Origin of the sequence: Allobosea sp. UNC402CLCol, from assembly GCF_000745475.1 — a bacterium.
Taxonomy (GTDB): domain Bacteria; phylum Pseudomonadota; class Alphaproteobacteria; order Rhizobiales; family Beijerinckiaceae; genus Allobosea; species Allobosea spartocytisi.
Genome location: NZ_JQJJ01000015.1, coordinates 1 through 16,083, shown reverse-complemented (window position 1 = coordinate 16,083; position 16,083 = coordinate 1). Strand labels below are relative to the sequence as shown.

Sequence of the window (16,083 nt, the reverse complement as noted above, 5' to 3'; positions counted from 1 at the left end):
GTACGTGCGAGCTCGCGGACATCGGGATAGCCGCTGTCTGCCAACTTTTGCCTCGCCTCATCCTCAGACTGAGCCGGCGCGGGCTGTATGGTCTCTGCCGGCGGCGCATTCTGTGGTGGTCCGGTCGGCGAAATCTGCGCCTGTGCCGAACAGCAAAGCGCAAGGACCAAGACGCTGGCGCGAAAGCACATGTCGCCCTCCTTCAAGTGAGAGGCCAAGGCCCCGATCGCGAGCTACCGGTAGATCCGCGGCTCGCTCCGATCGAAGGCGAAAGAAGCGAGCCGGCTGAGAGGGAATGACGCCGGCTCGCTTCTGGTGGTCACCCTGGCAAGGATTGCACCGCGACCGTCGAAGGGGTGCCGCGACGGCCGCACGCATTGAACTGGTGCGAGAATGTCGGGTTCCTAGGTGGTGAAAATTATTCTCCGCTGTCGCCGTTGGAGGCGCTCTAAACCGAGCAGTGCGGGGATCAAGCCGGGGACGGCGCGCCGGTCCGGTTCGAGGATGACCGCTATTTCGCGACACCGCCGAGAAGATGCCAACTCGACGTGACGACTAACGACCATTCAACCATGCCGACACACATCCCAGTCAGCCGCCCCGACGTACTTCTCCGTTCTTGACGGCCGGAAGCCCGACACGAACTTCGAAGAACGGCGGCTTGCGTGCGAGGCGCGCTTCCTGGGAGATGCCGCTAGCGGGACGCAACGAGGCGCTCGATGGCGTAAGGATGGAATGCGATTGGAAACATCCGTGGAGATACCGCTGTCGCGCAATTGTGCGCGCAGATCGACCGTTGCACGGCGCTTCAATCAAAAATTAGCCTGTCAGTGAACCTACATACTGCGGCAATTGATCGTTCGGGAGCGGAGTGTTACGCCAGCATTCAGAGGGCTGATTGGAGACTCTGATATGCTTCGCGCAGGGCAGTGCGGCTGGTTTTCCCAGGCCGTCCCGGTGCTGCTCCTATCGGCGTCCATGTCCACATCTTCAGACGCGCAAGCTCTCCGCTTTGGCCCAAGCGGCGCCGGTGGTTCTGGAACCTGGGACAACGCGGCTGCGAATTGGTTCGATGGCTCGACGGCTGTGCCATGGGCGAGTGGTGCTGTGGCGCTTTTCGGTGGGACCGCAGGTACCGTGACCGCAAGCGGCACGGTTGCTGCAAGCGGCATCACTTTCAGCACCAGCGGCTACACGATGACCGGCGGCACGTTAGCGCTGAGCGGGATCGCGCCAGTGGTCACTACGAATGCTGGGGTTTCAACGACAATCAATTCGTTGCTAACCGGCCCGTCCGTCCTCGTGAAATCGGGAGCAGGGACGCTTACCCTTGGCAATGCCTCCAATGCCTACACGGGCGGCACCATCGTTTCGCAGGGAAGTTTGGTGTTTGGCGGGAACAGCGCGCTGGGCACCGGAACCGTAACGCTGGGCGACGTCAATACCGGGGCGTCCAACGTCTCGCTGCTGGCGAACTTCCCCAATTTTTCCACCGGACAGACGATCCAGAACAACATCATCGTCAGCGGCTCAGGCAGCGGCACCGTCTCGATCGGTTCGACCTCCTTCAATCCGGGCAGCAACGGAACGATCTATTCCGGCACGATCACCCTGAACCGCGACCTCACCATCATCGGCGGAAATGCTGATCGGACATCGTTTAGCGGGAAGATCAGCGGAACGGGCAACATCACCGTCACCGGCAACAGGGTCACGCTTAGCAGCAACGCCAACGATTTCGTCGGCACCCTGACGATCACACCCGGCAATGTCCTGCAATTGGACAGGGCCGGCGTCCTGCCAGGTACCGCCACACTGAACATTCTCGGCGGCGGCGTGCTTCAATTCGCCAACAACAGCGACCTGACAATCGACGGTCTCAATGGTTCGCAGACCGCCGTCATGCGCATCATTACCGGCGGCCCGCCGAAGCTTGCGGTCGGAGCCTCGAGCGGATCGGGCGTCTATGCCGGGCAAATCGGGAATGTCATCTCGTCCTTCACCAAACTGGGCGGCGGCGCGCAGGTCCTCTCCGGCGCGAACACGTATCTCGGTGTCACGAGAATTTCAGGTGGGCTTCTCAGCACGCAGCTCCTTGCAAACGGCGGCGTGGCCAGCGGCATCGGCGCGTCCAGCAACGCCGCCGCCAATCTCGTTCTGGACGGGGGCAGGTTGCAATATACCGGGGCCGGCGCGAATACGGACCGGCAATTCACGCTGACCACGAATGGTGGCGGCCTCGATGCCTCTGGCTCCGGAGCGGTGAACTTCACCAGCACGGCGGCGATCGCGCTGGGCGGTGCAGGACCACGCACCTTAGCTCTAGCGGGGAGCAGCACCGCAGCCAACACGCTCAACGCCGTATTGGGCGACAGCGGCGGCTCATCCTCGCTGCTCAAGACCGGGATCGGCCGATGGGTGTTGACCGGGAATCAGAGCTATGCGGGCGAAACCACCATCGCCCAGGGTACACTCGCCCTGTCGGGTGCTGCATCGGTTGCGAACTCCGCCAGGGTGGTCGCAGACGGCACGTTCGACATCTCCGCCGTGACGCCGGCCAGCGCAAGCATCCGCAGTCTTGCCGGCAACGGCAGTGTCGCTCTCGGAACCAAGACGCTAACCGTGACCAATGCCAATGATACGTTCGCCGGTTCGATCACGGATATTGGCGGCCTGACCGTCTCGGCCGGTACACAGACGCTCACCGGCATGAGCAACTACACCGGCACCACGACCGCAAACGGCACTGGCAACTTGCAGATCCTGAACGGCGGTCAGGTCACCGGCACGAGCAGCACGATACTGGACGGGGTGAACGCGAAGGTCACGGCAACGGTGAGCGGGACTGGTTCGCTCCTGCAGACCGGGACGCTGTTTGTCGGCGGCAACAGCGGAAGCGATGCCACCTTGAACGTCCTGAACGGAGGCGTTGTCAGGAGGACGACTTTCGGCACGACCTTCATTGCGGGTTCCGGTGGAAAGACCGCGACCATCAACGTCGACGGCACGGGGTCGCTTCTCGATCTTAACGGCGCACTCAACGTCGCCACCGCCGCTATGGCTTCGAGCGGGTTTCTGAACATCACCAATGGCGGCGTCGTCCGGAGCACCGCCGGATCGGTCGGAACCATTTTTGCGGGGACCGGCAAAAGATCGTTGGCGGTCTCGGGGACGGGATCGAGCTGGACGATGACCGGGGCGCTCACTCTGCAGAGCGATGCATCGATGTCGGTCCTCAACGGCGGCGCGGTGAACGCAGCGACATCAACGATTGGCTCGTCATTGAGCGGCGGCCCCTCCAATCTTCTGGTTTCCGGCACCGGCTCTACTTTTTCCGTCACCGGTAATCAGGTGGTGGGCGCGACCAGCGGCAGCGGTATCGTCACGCTGGCGGACGGCGCGCGGATGACCGTTGGCGGCCAGCTCACCCTGGCGAGCTCGGCCGGAGCAGCCGGTGTGCTCAACATCGGCAGTGGGGAGGGCCAAGCCGCCACCGGCGCGGGCATGCTCGATGCCGCGACGTTGGCATTCGGCCCGGGGACGGGGCGGCTCAACTTCAACCATACCGACGCGGGGTATGTGTTTAACACCTCCGTGACCGGTAACGGCGCCATCAATCACAATGGCCCGGGCACGACCATCTGGACCAGCGACAGTTCAGGCTTTACCGGTCCGACGACCGTTTCCAACGGCTCGTTCATCGTCAACGGCTCGCTATCGGGCTCGGCACTGACGGTCCAGTCCGGCGCACGGCTCGGCGGCAGCGGCACCGTTGGTGCGAGCACACTGGCAAGCGGCAGCCGGATTACGCCCGGCAACTCGATCGGCACGCTCACCATCAATGGCGCCTATGTGCAGGGCGCCGGCTCGGTCTACGAGGTCGAGCTCGATCCCAAGACGGTGACCTCCGACCTGATCCGCGTCAACGGCCAGGCCACGCTTGCGACGGGCGCCACCCTCTCGATCGTGAACTACACCGGCGGCGGCTTTGTTGCCGGCCAGCGCTATACCATCCTGACGTCGACCGGGCTGACCGGCAATTATGGTAGCGATGACTACGTCATCGGCCCGCTGCTGAGTCTGCGTAAAGGGACCGACGCCTTCAACGCCTATCTGGCGGTGATCCAGACGGGCACGGCGGCTGGGGCCGGCACGACGCCGAACGAGGTCCAGGTTGGTGACAGCGTCGACAGCTTGCCCGCTGGCAATGCTGTTCAGACCGGCGTGTATAATCAAGCGAGCCTCGACGCGGTGCGCGGCGCCCTCGGGCAGCTTGGCGGCGAGATCTATGCTTCGACCAAGAGCGCGCTGATCAATGAGAGCTGGTTGCTGCGCTCGGCCGTCAATGACCGCCTGCGCTCGGCCTTCGGAGCTGTGGGGGCCGCGCCGATGGCAACGATGAACTACGGCTTCACCGCTGACCTCGCCCCTTCGGTGACAGGCCCGATGCCGCGGCTCATGCCCTCCGATCGCTTTGCGGCCTGGGGCCAGGGCTATGGTTCCTGGAGCCGTCATGATGGCGATGGAAACAGCAGCCCGTTGAAGCACTCGACCGGCGGCTTTGTGCTGGGTGCCGATGTCGCTGCCTTTGAGACCCTGCGCCTCGGTGTCGTCGCCGGCTACAGCCGCACCACTGTCAACGTGGATCGGCGGCTCTCTTCCAGCGAGAGCGACAATTATCATCTCGGCCTCTACGGCGGCGGGCAGTGGGGACCGCTCGGCCTGCGCCTGGGAGCAAGCTACACCTGGCATGACATTGAGACCCGGCGCAGCGTGGTCGCGGCGGGGCTCGGCACCAGCCTGCGCGCCGATCACGACGCTGGCACCGCTCAGGTCTTCGGCGAGCTCGGCTATCGGATCGATCTCGGCCCGGTGGCGTTCGAGCCCTTCGCCGGCCTTGCTTACGTCAGCCTGCGCAGCGACGGCCTCAGCGAGGTCGGCGGCGCCGCAGCCCTGTCCGGCACGAGCGACGACACCAGCCTGGGCTACTCGACGCTCGGCCTGCGGGCTTCCACGAGCACCCGGATCCAGGGCATGGACTTGAGCCTGCGTGGCGCGCTCGGCTGGCGCCACGCTTTTGGCGATGTCGATCCGAAGGCGACGCTCGCCTTCGCCGGCAGCATCCCCTTCACGATCACGGGCGCTCCCATCGCCAGGAACGCCGCCCTGGTCGAAGCCGGGCTGGACCTCGCGATCAGCGCCAATGCCAGCCTGGGTGTGACCTATGCCGGCCAGCTCGCCGAGGACATCCAGGATCACGCCTTCAAGGCAAACCTCGCCGTCAGGTTCTGAGGGCAAGACGCTGGCGCGACGCAAGCCTGCCAGCGGCTCTTTCGGGAAGGCCGGCAAAGGTCAGCTTGCCACCCATCTCGGCCATGGTGCGCCCATTTCGGCTGCCCGTCGGCGTTGCGCCAAAGGCGGGCGCGGAACTCTTCCGCGTCAGCGACCGTTGGAATCTGCGACCTTGCCCTTGAACAGGAGGATACTATGGCAGTTGAGGACGATGTTGAACGCGTTACGAAGCGGGCTGCCGAAATGGTTTCCGAAGGACCGGATGAAGCTCGGGAAGCCGGGCCTGAAATCGTTTCGAACCTCAAGTCCGTGGGGATCGACACCGATCGTATGAGCGAGGCAGCAGGTGAGCGGGTTAGCGAGTTACAGAGACTGGTCATCGAAGAGGTAAGGGCACAGCCGATGCGTGCCTTGGCCTGGGCTGCTGCCATAGGGCTGGTTGTCGGCTTTTGGGCGGCAAAATAGGCCGTGGGACGGCCGCTGACTCACCTCGCCGCGAGCGCCAGCCGGAGCTTGGGCGCCACCTTGCAGTCTATGGTCTCTGGACCATCATCAGGCCATTGCACTACGCAGGATGCCGGGTCGTGGTCTCGATGCGCCGCGACGCAGGGATTCAACCGGCATAGCTCGCGGCTCAGAAAACAAACCCGTTCCGAACGCCAGGCCTCTTTCGGGGGTAAATGCGCCGAAGGCGGCCGGTCCGCCGCATCTGCGCCTTCCCTTCTCATTTCCCGTGATGCGTGACGGCTTCGATCTTGTTCCCGTCCGGATCGAGGACGAAGGCGCCATAATAGTTGGGGTCGTATTCCGGCCGAAGACCGGGTGCGCCAGCGTCCGACCCGCCGTGCAACAAGGCGACGCGATGAAACTCGTCGACCTTGCTTCGGCCGCCGGCTTCAAAGGCGATATGGACGCCGTTCCCTGCGGAAGCGGGCTTGCCGTTGACGGGTGTCTCCAAGCTGAAGAGGACGGTGGACACGCCGTAATCCGCGGAGTCCTGCGACGCCTTGAGGAGGCCCAGTCCGCGTACCCCGAGCACGGCGTCATAAAACTTCCTGCTCCGGGCGACGTCATTGGTGCCGAGCGAGACATGATGGATCATGACGATGCCTCGACGTCCGCGAGAGGTCCGATCGCCGGGGCGTTCAGGACGCTGCCGTCCGGCGCGAAGTGCGATCCGTGGCAGGGGCAGTCCCAGCATTCCTCAAACGAGTTCCAGTGGAGGTGGCAGCCGAGATGCGTGCACGCAGCCGACTTCTCGATGACATCGCCCTTCTCGGTCCGGTAGGCCGCGATCTTGCTGATTCCGCGCCTGACGATCGCGCCTTGCCCCGGCTTGAGCTCGTCGATGGAGGACAACTCTCCCGGGGCGAGATATTCGGTGAAGTTCTTCACTGCCGTGATGTTCTCGCTCACATAGGTCGAAGCTGCCTTGATGGGCTTACGGTCGGGATCGTAAACCGCGGCGAACTCGCTCTCCCGACCCAGAATCAGGTCCGGGATCAGCAGGCTGGCAACGACGCCATGGGTGATGCCTTGCCCGGAGTCGCCCGTCGAGACGAAGACGCGAATGCTACCAGCCTCCCGCCCGATGAAGCCGCAATAGTCGAGCGTGTCCATGACCTGGCCAGACCAGCGATAGCGCTCGGGACCGAGATCCGGGATGATGGTCTTGGCCCAGGAGGTGAGAGCGGCGAAACGTGCGTCGGCGTCGTCGGCCTCGCCCGTCTTATGGTCTTCGCCACCGACGATCACGATGTCATTGCCGTCCTCGCCGGACGTGAGGCGGACGTAGTGATAGGGATCCTGGGTGTCCCAGTAGAGGGCGTCGTCGAGCTTCCCGGACTCGATCTCAAAACCCATCGCATAGGTCCGATAGGGCGCCTGCTTCGTGTGCAGGGCAACCAGGTCATGGATCGGGGAATTCGTCGCGATCACGGCATGGCCGGCCGTGACCGTTTGGCCCGACTCCAGCTTCAGCTCGACTCGGTCGTCCTTCTCGTTCACCTCGACGACGGCCGTGCCGGGATGGAGACGCGCGCCCTTCGCGCTCAGCGCCTTGGCTACGCCCCGTAGATACTTCAAAGGGTGGAAGGTCGCCTGATCCGGATACCGCAGAAATGGACGGTCCTCCAGCGTGCGCAGGGGCAAGCCCTTTGCGCGCTCGACCGTGACGCCGATTTTTCCTGCCGCTGAAACTTCGTCATCAAGGACGCTCTCCTCGCTTTCGGGATCGAGAAAAAGGATCCCGTCGAGTCGCCTGAACTCGCAGTCGATTCCGAGCTCTTCCTGGATGGCCTCGATGCGATCGACGGCCGCGCTCTGGCTGGCCTGGAAGCCCCGCGCCAGCTCTTGGCCGCGCATCGATAGCAATTCGGCGAGGGAGTCGTCGCAGATGGGAGCCAGGTGGGCTGTCGTACGCGCCGTCATGCCACCGGCGATCTCGCCTCGATCGAGAACGACGACGGACAGGCCGCGCTCCGCCAGCTCATAGGCAATGGACAGGCCCGCGATTCCGGAGCCGACGATGGCGACATCGGCGGAATGGTCCGATCGAAGAGGCTCAGCCTTGGGCGCTACCTCAACATCCATCCAGACCGAACGGCTTCGTTCGCGTTTCCCATTCATGGCAGACCTCCGCGGTGGTCTGCGTGCAACGTCTTCGGATCGAATATGTTCGAACCGTTCTGAATTGTACGTCTGCGCAAGTGCTTAGGGCCTTAAGCCCGCTTGGATTGATTCCTGCGGGAGATCGTCCGGCATTTCTGGGGTAGTCGCACCCGACCTTCCCCAGGGGCGCGGAAAACTCATCGAGAGCATGAGCGAGCGCCTCGGGGCCTTCCTCCGCTATACGATTTCAGCACGAGATCGATGCGCCGCGAACGTCGTCGCCCATCACTTCCAGACAGCGACAACATCACCATAAAGACCATAAAGCTCGGGCAGGTCATCTCGCTCTGACCAGAGAGCCAGAAGCGGACAGTGAAGCTTGCGATCTTGGGCAAGGTCCTCGCGATCATGATCGACGTCGACGGCTAAGCCGGCACCGTAATCCTCGAGCGTGGCGCGATGGTGCCGAGGTCCGAAACAGCGCGATCGAAGTCCGCAAAGTTCTCCTGGCCCATCGTTTCAGGCGCCCTCTGTCTGCGCCGACCTAGGTCAGCTCAGTTGATAGAAGTGCTAGGGCTGTGAACCATTCGGCTCCGCCAGCGTGTCGACCAGATCGATGACGCGCCGGCGAGGGAGATTATTTAAGCGTCGCGAAATCGAACGAGCACTCGCCAACGATCCGCTCTCCACCAATTCGTTCGCCAGAACTCTGCGCCGCGGTTCAGGCCACCGCGCGGCGCCACCAGGGCCAGATATGCCAGAGGCCGAGCAGGATCGCGGTCACCGCCACCGCGCTCGAGAGGGCCAACCGGGCGTCGTCGACGATCTTGGAAACGACAAGGTAGGTGTCCGTGGCGAGGCCCAGCGCAAGAAAGACGGTTGCGATCAGAAGCAGGCGGCTTGCCAGGCGATGGAATTCCGGCTCGTTGCGACCGGCATATACAAGGCGGTGATATGTTGCGGGTGCAATGAGGAGCGCTGTCGAAAGTGCAATCAAGGCCAAGGCAGCACCGTGCGTCATCTTCAGATTTGACGACATTTGCTGGAAGCCATTCGTAAGTACGATAGCAAGCTGAAATCCCAGGAGCGCCTGGGCTCCAGGGAGGACGACACGAGCTTCCGTTAAAACGTAGTCGATCTTGGCATCGAGAGGGGTTTTCTTGTCGGAGGTCGACATTTCTTCATCCTCATGCGGATGGTGGAAGAGAAGGGGCCCGAACCAAATTGCCAGCGGCACCACGGCGCCCAGAAAAGCGCCGCCGACCCCGACGGCAAGGCCGCCGATCCGCTTTCCCGCGATTCCCAAATCGAGTCCGATCGCGATGGCGAAGACCGGCAGCGTGGATAGGGACACACGGGTGAGAAATCGGATGAAGTGGTGACTGGCTTCGCCATCTTCGGCAATTCGATGATGGGCGCTTGGAGTAATGAGCAACCCCACCACGACTATGATCAAGCCGAGAACGGCGACCTCGATCGTCTTCTCAGCGCTCGAAATGGTCGGGAAACCGTCCTGGAATGGCGCCTGGAACTGGAAGCCCAAGAGAATCTGCGCGCCCAGCATCAGCATGCGGGACTCGTCGAGCGCGGTCTTAGTGCGATCTGCGAGCGCCATGCGGCCTATGCCTCCGGCGCCCGATCGATGGCGTGCAGCAGGTTCTCGATCGCGATCCCGAGGATCTCTCCAACCACGACGTCACTGAGCCAATGAGCCAGCAAGAAGACCCGGGTCATCGCGAGGGACGTCGTCAGGCCCCAGATCAGAACCCGGTGACGCGGGGCCAGCCGGCAGAGGGCGGAAGCGAGGGCTCCCATGTGGACCGCATGTCCCGACGGAAATGCATCGAACGCCTTTCCAGAGCGCGGGATGCCATGGCGATTCCCGTGGATTTCGCAGCGATCCGGTCGCTCCTGATCGACGATCCCCTTCAGGAGATGAGGCAGGATCGCCGTCGTCACCATCGTCAATAAAATATGGTTGGCTCGGCTGATCCGGAGTTTTGCGCCGCCGCGCGAGAGCAGCCAATAGAGCGATACGGCCGGAAGGAGCAGGCGCTCATCCGCTCCGAGGGTCAGCCATTGCAACGGTCTTTCGAACCGTCGGGATCTGTTGCGCGCGATGAGCCTGGCTACTCGGCGATCGAGATCGAGAGCTGAAAGTCGCAAATGCTTCATGTCATCTACCTCGATGGAGCGTGAACGAAGCTGAGGGGAGTTTGTTCGACCTGTCGCCAAGAAGAGGGCGCAGGTGGGCAAGAGGGACGACGCCTCCCGCTCAAACCGGTACCGCGGTTCCGTTGCGGGTGATGCCCCGGCGATAGGAGGATCTGTCTAAGCTCGGATCGCCCGGCCAGCGCCACTGTGCCAGAATCTCGCTTCTGGAGGCCGCGACTTGCTGGCTGACGCGAGAAAGGTACAGTTATGTCAGTGCGTCGTGCGTTGCGTCAGCTGAGCTGCACAAGGCGTCGGCTATCTCAGCCACTCCGCGACTACGGTCGAGCTTTATCTCCAGGAGAGATTCACCTTCCGCATTTACCTCGGAGGCCGCCGTCGCGCTGACGCCGCGCAATCCGTGAGCGGCGAGATGGAGCATCGGGTCGTCAGTCGATTTCGTCGTCGAGCCGGGCGCGCGCCGTTTCAGCCCCGGCCCACCTGTTCAGCCCTCCGCCTCGGCCGGCACCAGGCGAGCTGTCGATGGCCTGTCGAACCCTGGTTCGGACGCCATGCCGCCGTCCGCCCCATAGGAGGTGCACTTCGGGCGCCGGCGCTCCAGGATATTTCAATCGTTTCGGACTGCTTTAGGGATCGAATCCGGCGCGGCGACCGTCCAGGAATTCGTCCAGATTTCGGTCAGGACGCGACCGCGCGATTTCAAGAACACGCGCAGCTCTGTGCTCTCACCCGCTGGCAAGTTCACGTCGACAATGACACGAAAGCCCTTCGTGATCGGGTTGGGATCGAGGATCGTGCCCAGGATGGCGCCGGCCGTCGTCGAGGCGACAACCTCGACCCTCTTGGCGTCTGACAGATAAAAGGCAAGGTCTCCATCGGCAAAATCGATAATGAAGCGCTTCTTTCCGATGCCATTGGCTGAGCTTTCTAAGCTGTCGCCTCCGTCGAAGCTGTTCTTGACTTGGCCGTAGGGATGGAGCGCCCCGGTCGTCGATAGGGCCGATAGACGATAGCTGAATACGGTCGCCTTGCCGGCAGGCAACGGCGTGCTCGGTGTCCAGCAGGCGACGATGTTGTCGAAGGCTTCGTTGTCCGTCGGTATTTCGATCAGCTCGAGCCGCCCGTCTCCCCAATTCCCTTCCGGCTCGATCCAGTAACCCGGTCTTGCATGGTACCGGGCCTCTAGATCCTGATAATGCTCGAAGTTGCGGTCGCGCTGCATCAGGCCAAAGCCCCGCAGGTTCCGGTCCGCAAAGCTCGAAATCCGCAAGGCCTTTGGATTGTGGATCGGACGCCAGGCCCATTCGCCGGATTCGATCCTGAACATGAGGCCATCCGAATCGTGGATTTCCGGCCGAAAATCCGTCCGCCGGCTCAGGTCGCCTTCGCCCGCGAGGAACATCGATGTCAGGGGCGCCACCCCCAGGCGAGCAATCTCCCTGCGCGGCATGATCGTCGCGGTCACCTGCACGCTCGTCTGCTTGCCTGGAGTGACGACATAGCGGAACGCTCCCGCCACCGACCGCGAGTCCAGCAGGCCGTAGATCGTGAGTTCCGTACTATCACGCGACGGCTCCTCCAGCCACAGCGCCCGAAAGAACGGAAACTCCTCCGGTCGCTCGCCGCCAACGTCGATGGCCAGCGAGCGAGCCGACAAGCCGTAACGATGCCCCCGACCGAGAAAGCGAAAATAGCTCGCGCCGATGAAGGAGATGAGTTCGTCCTGAACGTTCGGATCATTCAGCGTGGTGGTCACGGCAAAGCCGGCAAATCCCAGCGAGGGCGACAGCTGCTTGGGAACCGGGACCTTGCCGTATTCGAACAGGCCTGTCGTAAAGGGGATCGGGATCGCAGTGCCGTTCTTGATGATGTGGACCTGCACCGGCTTGGTGTGAAGAAAGCCGAGATGGAAGAGGAGGAGTCGGTAATCGGAAGCGCCATCGCGCCAGAATGCCCTGTCCCGCCGAAAGCGAATTTCGCGATAGCTGTCATAGGAGAGTTTCGTCAGCTCCTGCGGGATTGCTGCCGCTTCGGCATCGAAAGGCCGCTCGGCAAGGGCCTTTGCCCGACCAATGACGTCTTCGTAGCCGAAGCGATTTTGGCTGGTCTGGTCGGCAAGGGCGGTGGAGCCTTTAGATAGGCTGACGACGGATGACGAGACAAGCAGCGCCAGAACGGTACGGCGGGAACAGAACAGCCCAGTCGAACGCATGCGCCCCCCTTGTGATCGCCAGGGATACTCAAGCCTGATCGCATCTGGCTCGGTGATGGCCAGCGGTGCCGAGTTCAACATCGCCGTCATCGACATGTTCCGGAGAAGAAGAGGTGGCGAGCCAGGTTTCCGCGTTTCTCGTCGATACGAACGTGCGGTGGATCGAGCAGGCCGGCGGTCCAAGCGAGGTTGAAGAGCTCGCTCACTGACGGGCGCCCGTGGAAATGCCATGGCGGCGACGGAATCTCTATTTCGCAAAGCCCACGATCCCGCGGCCAGCCAGCTTCAGGCCCGTCAACAGCCGGTTCGGCCCATGGCCGCTGATCCTCCCTTGGCTATCAGCCGCCCTGCCGCTGGCTCCGGATCTTCGTTCTCCATTGCGCGCTGGCACGCGAGTCAATGGCACGCGGAACGGTTATTGGGGTTGTGCGTTCTCAGCCGCAGTTGATGCTCTGATATGTGGGGGTGCATGTGGCTGGGGGCAGGAAACAGGCGGTAGTGAGTACAGGCATTGCCGGACTCGACGATATTCTGAGGGGCGGTTTACCAGCCTCCAACCTCTATATTCTTCAGGGCGAACCGGGCTCCGGCAAGACCACTGCTGCACTCCAGTTCCTGAGGGCGGGTGCGGCCGCTGGGGAACGCTGCATCTATGTCAGCTTGTCACAGACGAGGGCGGAGCTCGAAGCGATCGCAGCGTCCCACGGCTGGACATTGGACGGCATCCGCGTCGAGGAGCTGTCAGCGTCGGATGCGGTCAACGGCGCCGCCGACCAGACAATCTTTCAGACGGCCGAACTGCGGCTCGACGAAACCAGAAAAGCGATCGAAGAAGCGATCGAGCAGCATAAGCCCAGCCGCCTGGTCTACGATTCTCTCCTCGAAATCAGACTGATTACCGGCGACACGCCGCGCTTTCGCCGTGAGCTCATTGCCTTCAAGACGTTTCTCGCGAAGCGAGATGTCGTGGCATTGCTCCTCGACACGAAAGTACGACATGCCCAGAACACCGGCGAGGAGGTCGAAGGGATCGCCCATGGCGTGATCTGCCTTGATAAGTCGCTGGAGGAATATGGCTCCGTCCGCCGTCGCGTGGAGGTCAGCAAAATGCGCGGCGTACCCATAGCCGACGGCTATCACGACATGGCGATCCGTGAAGGCGAAGGTGTGATCGTGTTTCCACGGCTCGTGCCGGGTGCCGCAGCAGAGACCGTCAAGCCGCAATTGATCAAATCCGGCGTCGACGAGCTCGACAAGATGTTCGGCGGCGGACAGGAGGCTGGAACCACCACGCTCGTGATCGGCCAGGCAGGCACCGGCAAGTCCACCATGGCATCCCTTTACGCGACTGCGGCGCTGAAGCGCGGCGAAAGCGTCGCCCTGTTCTTGTTCGAGGAGCGCATCGAGACTTTCTTCCGACGTTCCGAGGGGTTGGGCATGGATCTGAGGCAGTTCCATGACGACGGCCAACTCATCATCCGTGATTTCAATCCCAACGAAATTTCGCCAGGCGAGTTCGGCCAAATCGTGCAGCAGGCCGTTAGCAGCGACAAAGTGCGGGTCGTGGTGATCGACAGCTTCACCGGTTATCTCAACTCGCTGCCGAATCGCGAGAAAGCGGTGCGGGATATCCAATCGCTCCTCAAATACCTCGCCCGCGCCGGCGTTCTGACGATGCTGATCGTCGCACAGCACGGGCTGCTCGGCGAGGATGTCGGCATCGACGTCGATGTGAGTTTCCTAGGGGACACAGTACTCCTGCTGCGCATCATCGAGCATGGCGAGCGTCTCAGGCGCAGCATCACGGTGGTGAAGAAGCGGCACGGCCCGCATGATCTCGACGTACGCGAGCTCTTCATCCAGAGCTCCGGCGTCACGGTCGTCGCTTACAATCCACTCCCAGAATCGTGAGCGGATGGTGTCCAGTGTCGATCGCTCATTGGACTGGGTATTGATCCTTGCCCCCTACCGCAGGGACGCGGAATATTTGGGCGCACTCCTCGATGAACACGAAGTGGCCGTAAGGCAGGCTACCGGCCCAGACGAACTCGCCTCCCGGCTGACCGAGGCGCCGGGCATGCTGGTCGTGACCCATGAGGCGCTTAATCCGTCGGTGTTGAGCATCATCGCGGAACATCTTGTCGATCAACCAGATTGGTCTGAGATGCCAATCATCGTCCTCCTCGATGGGGCGGCGCCCCATGCGAAAATCCGTGCGGAACTCAGCAAGACGTGGCCGCGCTCACGCCAGATATTCTTTCAGCGGCCGGTGGCGTCATTGGAGTTGCTCAGCGGTCTTCAGTCCGCACTGCTCGCCAGGCTGCGGCAGCGGGACGTGAGGGACCACATCGAGCGCGAAATTGAACTGCGACGGGAGCTCAATCACCGCGTCAAGAACATCCTTGCGAGCGTGACTGCGATATTCGGAATGACCCGACGAAGCGCGACGTCGATCGACGGGCTCGCCGACGATTTCTCGGGCCGGCTCATGGCCCTATCGGTCGTGCACTCGGCGATCTTCGAGGCAGGCGGAGAAACAGTCGATCTGGCCGACGTCATCGGGCGGACCTGTTCGCCATATCGCGGAAACGGGGAAAATCTCATCATTGCCGAAGGACCGCCGATCCAACTGGGCCGGGACGCTGGTACGACGCTCGCCCTGTGCTTCCACGAGCTTGCCACCAACGCTCTGAAATATGGTGCGCTGTCACGTCCGGAGGGACGGGTGCATCTCACCTGGAGCCTCACGTCGACAAGCGACCCGACCTTGACGATAAGCTGGATCGAAAGCGGCGGTCCCCCGGTCGCCAAGCCATCCAAGGCCGGCTACGGGACGCGGTATATCCGGTCCGCCCTGCAGGGGCTCTTAGGTGTCCCTCCCGAAATCATCTTTCACCCGGAAGGCCTGCACTGCATTGCGGCAGGGCCATTTTCGCGACTTCGGTGAAATCCGGCTTGAGGCTTGTGACCATGAGATCTCCGCTCGCACCGCTCCGCATCTTCTACCTCGAGGATAACCCTCTCATCGTGTTCCACATCGAGTCGATGATCGAGGATCTCGGGCACATCTTCGCAGGCTCCGCCAGCAGCTTTGCCGAGCTGAAGATGAAGTTCGACACATTCCAGATCGACGGTGCGCTGGTGGACATCGACCTTGCCGATGGTCGAACAGGACCACTCGCCGCAGCGTGGCTGCAAGAACGCGGCGTCGCAAGCATCTTCGTCACTGGCCAGACCGAGGTCGCCGCCGAGCATGCGGCGGTGGCGCTTGGAACAATTGCCAAGCCTGTGCCTGTGGAGGTTCTGGGTGAAAAGCTCGAATTGCTCAGGAAACATGTGAAGTCGTTTGGCTGAGAGCAACCATTTTGCGCGCATCGGCGAAGGCGACGTCACGGCTACGTCGGTGCGCGGAACTGTGCGCTTCCACCTAGAAGCGCTCGATCGGAGGAAACAAAGCTTCGCAGCACGGATGTATTCGTGAGACTTGTGCAGGGGTGGGCGAGAGGTAACCTAGGCCGAGTGGTGGCCTCCGCCATGGCACGTCTACGCGCTCACTCGTTGCGGCGAGACCCTGGCCAGCGACATCATTCGGATCACTCATCACGATCTCGCCCAGCTCCCGCTCGAGCCACCAGCGATAGTGCCTGACCTCCCCGGTTGTCGGCCGCTGGTGTATCCGCCGCTTGCCGCGCTGCTCGAACGTGAAGTGCTTGACGGCATTGGTCAGGTAGCTGGAGCGCCGGTCGATACCGGCTTCGTTGAGGGCCCGGTCGAGCAGTTGGCCGGCAGGGCCGACG

Annotated in this window: 11 protein-coding genes; 5 read left to right on the top strand and 6 right to left on the bottom strand. The window is 62.5% G+C overall.

Features of this window, described 5'->3' with window-relative positions:
- The first annotated feature begins 1,137 nt into the window (after positions 1-1,137).
- Positions 1,138-5,292, top strand: a complete 4,155-nt coding sequence (locus tag GY40_RS20180; RefSeq protein ID WP_197062790.1) for an autotransporter domain-containing protein — start codon at positions 1,138-1,140, stop codon at positions 5,290-5,292.
- Positions 5,293-5,487: 195 nt separating this feature from the next.
- Complete coding sequence (locus GY40_RS20175) at positions 5,488-5,757, top strand: hypothetical protein (protein ID WP_038366123.1); 270 nt, start codon at positions 5,488-5,490, stop codon at positions 5,755-5,757.
- 259 nt (positions 5,758-6,016) lie between these two features.
- Here GY40_RS20175 and GY40_RS20170 read toward each other — a convergent pair whose 3' ends face one another.
- The 5 genes from GY40_RS20170 to GY40_RS20150 all read right to left on the bottom strand — a co-directional run bounded on the left by GY40_RS20170 (position 6,017) and on the right by GY40_RS20150 (position 12,376).
- Positions 6,017-6,394: a VOC family protein gene (locus tag GY40_RS20170; RefSeq protein WP_038366120.1), complete on the bottom strand. Its 378-nt coding sequence runs from the start codon at positions 6,392-6,394 to the stop codon at positions 6,017-6,019.
- The gene (locus GY40_RS20165) at positions 6,391-7,920 is read right to left on the bottom strand and encodes an FAD-dependent oxidoreductase (RefSeq protein ID WP_038366117.1); all 1,530 of its coding nucleotides are present in this window, start codon (positions 7,918-7,920) and stop codon (positions 6,391-6,393) included. Before GY40_RS20165 ends, GY40_RS20170 begins: the two co-directional genes overlap by 4 nt.
- A 703-nt stretch (positions 7,921-8,623) precedes the next feature.
- Positions 8,624-9,517 (bottom strand): DUF6328 family protein, encoded by an 894-nt coding sequence (locus GY40_RS20160; protein ID WP_038366115.1) that lies wholly within the window; start codon positions 9,515-9,517, stop codon positions 8,624-8,626.
- A 5-nt stretch (positions 9,518-9,522) separates the two neighbouring features.
- Positions 9,523-10,077 (bottom strand): phosphatase PAP2 family protein, encoded by a 555-nt coding sequence (locus GY40_RS20155; protein WP_038366112.1) that lies wholly within the window; start codon positions 10,075-10,077, stop codon positions 9,523-9,525.
- Between the two features lie 604 nt (positions 10,078-10,681).
- A complete protein-coding gene (locus GY40_RS20150; RefSeq protein WP_197062789.1) occupies positions 10,682-12,376 on the bottom strand; it encodes an OpgD/OpgG family glucan biosynthesis protein in 1,695 nt (564 codons plus the stop codon).
- 381 nt (positions 12,377-12,757) lie between these two features.
- Between GY40_RS20150 and GY40_RS20145 the strand changes: the two genes are divergently transcribed.
- From GY40_RS20145 to GY40_RS20135, 3 genes are all read left to right on the top strand, one after another.
- Entirely contained in the window at positions 12,758-14,197 is a 1,440-nt protein-coding gene (locus GY40_RS20145) for a DUF7125 family protein (RefSeq protein WP_038366490.1), read from the top strand.
- Positions 14,198-14,201: 4 nt separating this feature from the next.
- Entirely contained in the window at positions 14,202-15,233 is a 1,032-nt protein-coding gene (locus GY40_RS20140) for a sensor histidine kinase (protein ID WP_113254293.1), read from the top strand.
- An 80-nt stretch (positions 15,234-15,313) separates the two neighbouring features.
- On the top strand, positions 15,314-15,640 hold the full coding sequence (locus tag GY40_RS20135; RefSeq protein ID WP_248311230.1) for a response regulator: 327 nt from the start codon (positions 15,314-15,316) through the stop codon (positions 15,638-15,640).
- A gap of 73 nt (positions 15,641-15,713) precedes the next feature.
- Here GY40_RS20135 and GY40_RS26705 read toward each other — a convergent pair.
- Positions 15,714-16,083 (bottom strand): uracil-DNA glycosylase family protein (locus GY40_RS26705; RefSeq protein ID WP_282568293.1); only part of this gene is annotated, 370 nt, incomplete at its 5' end.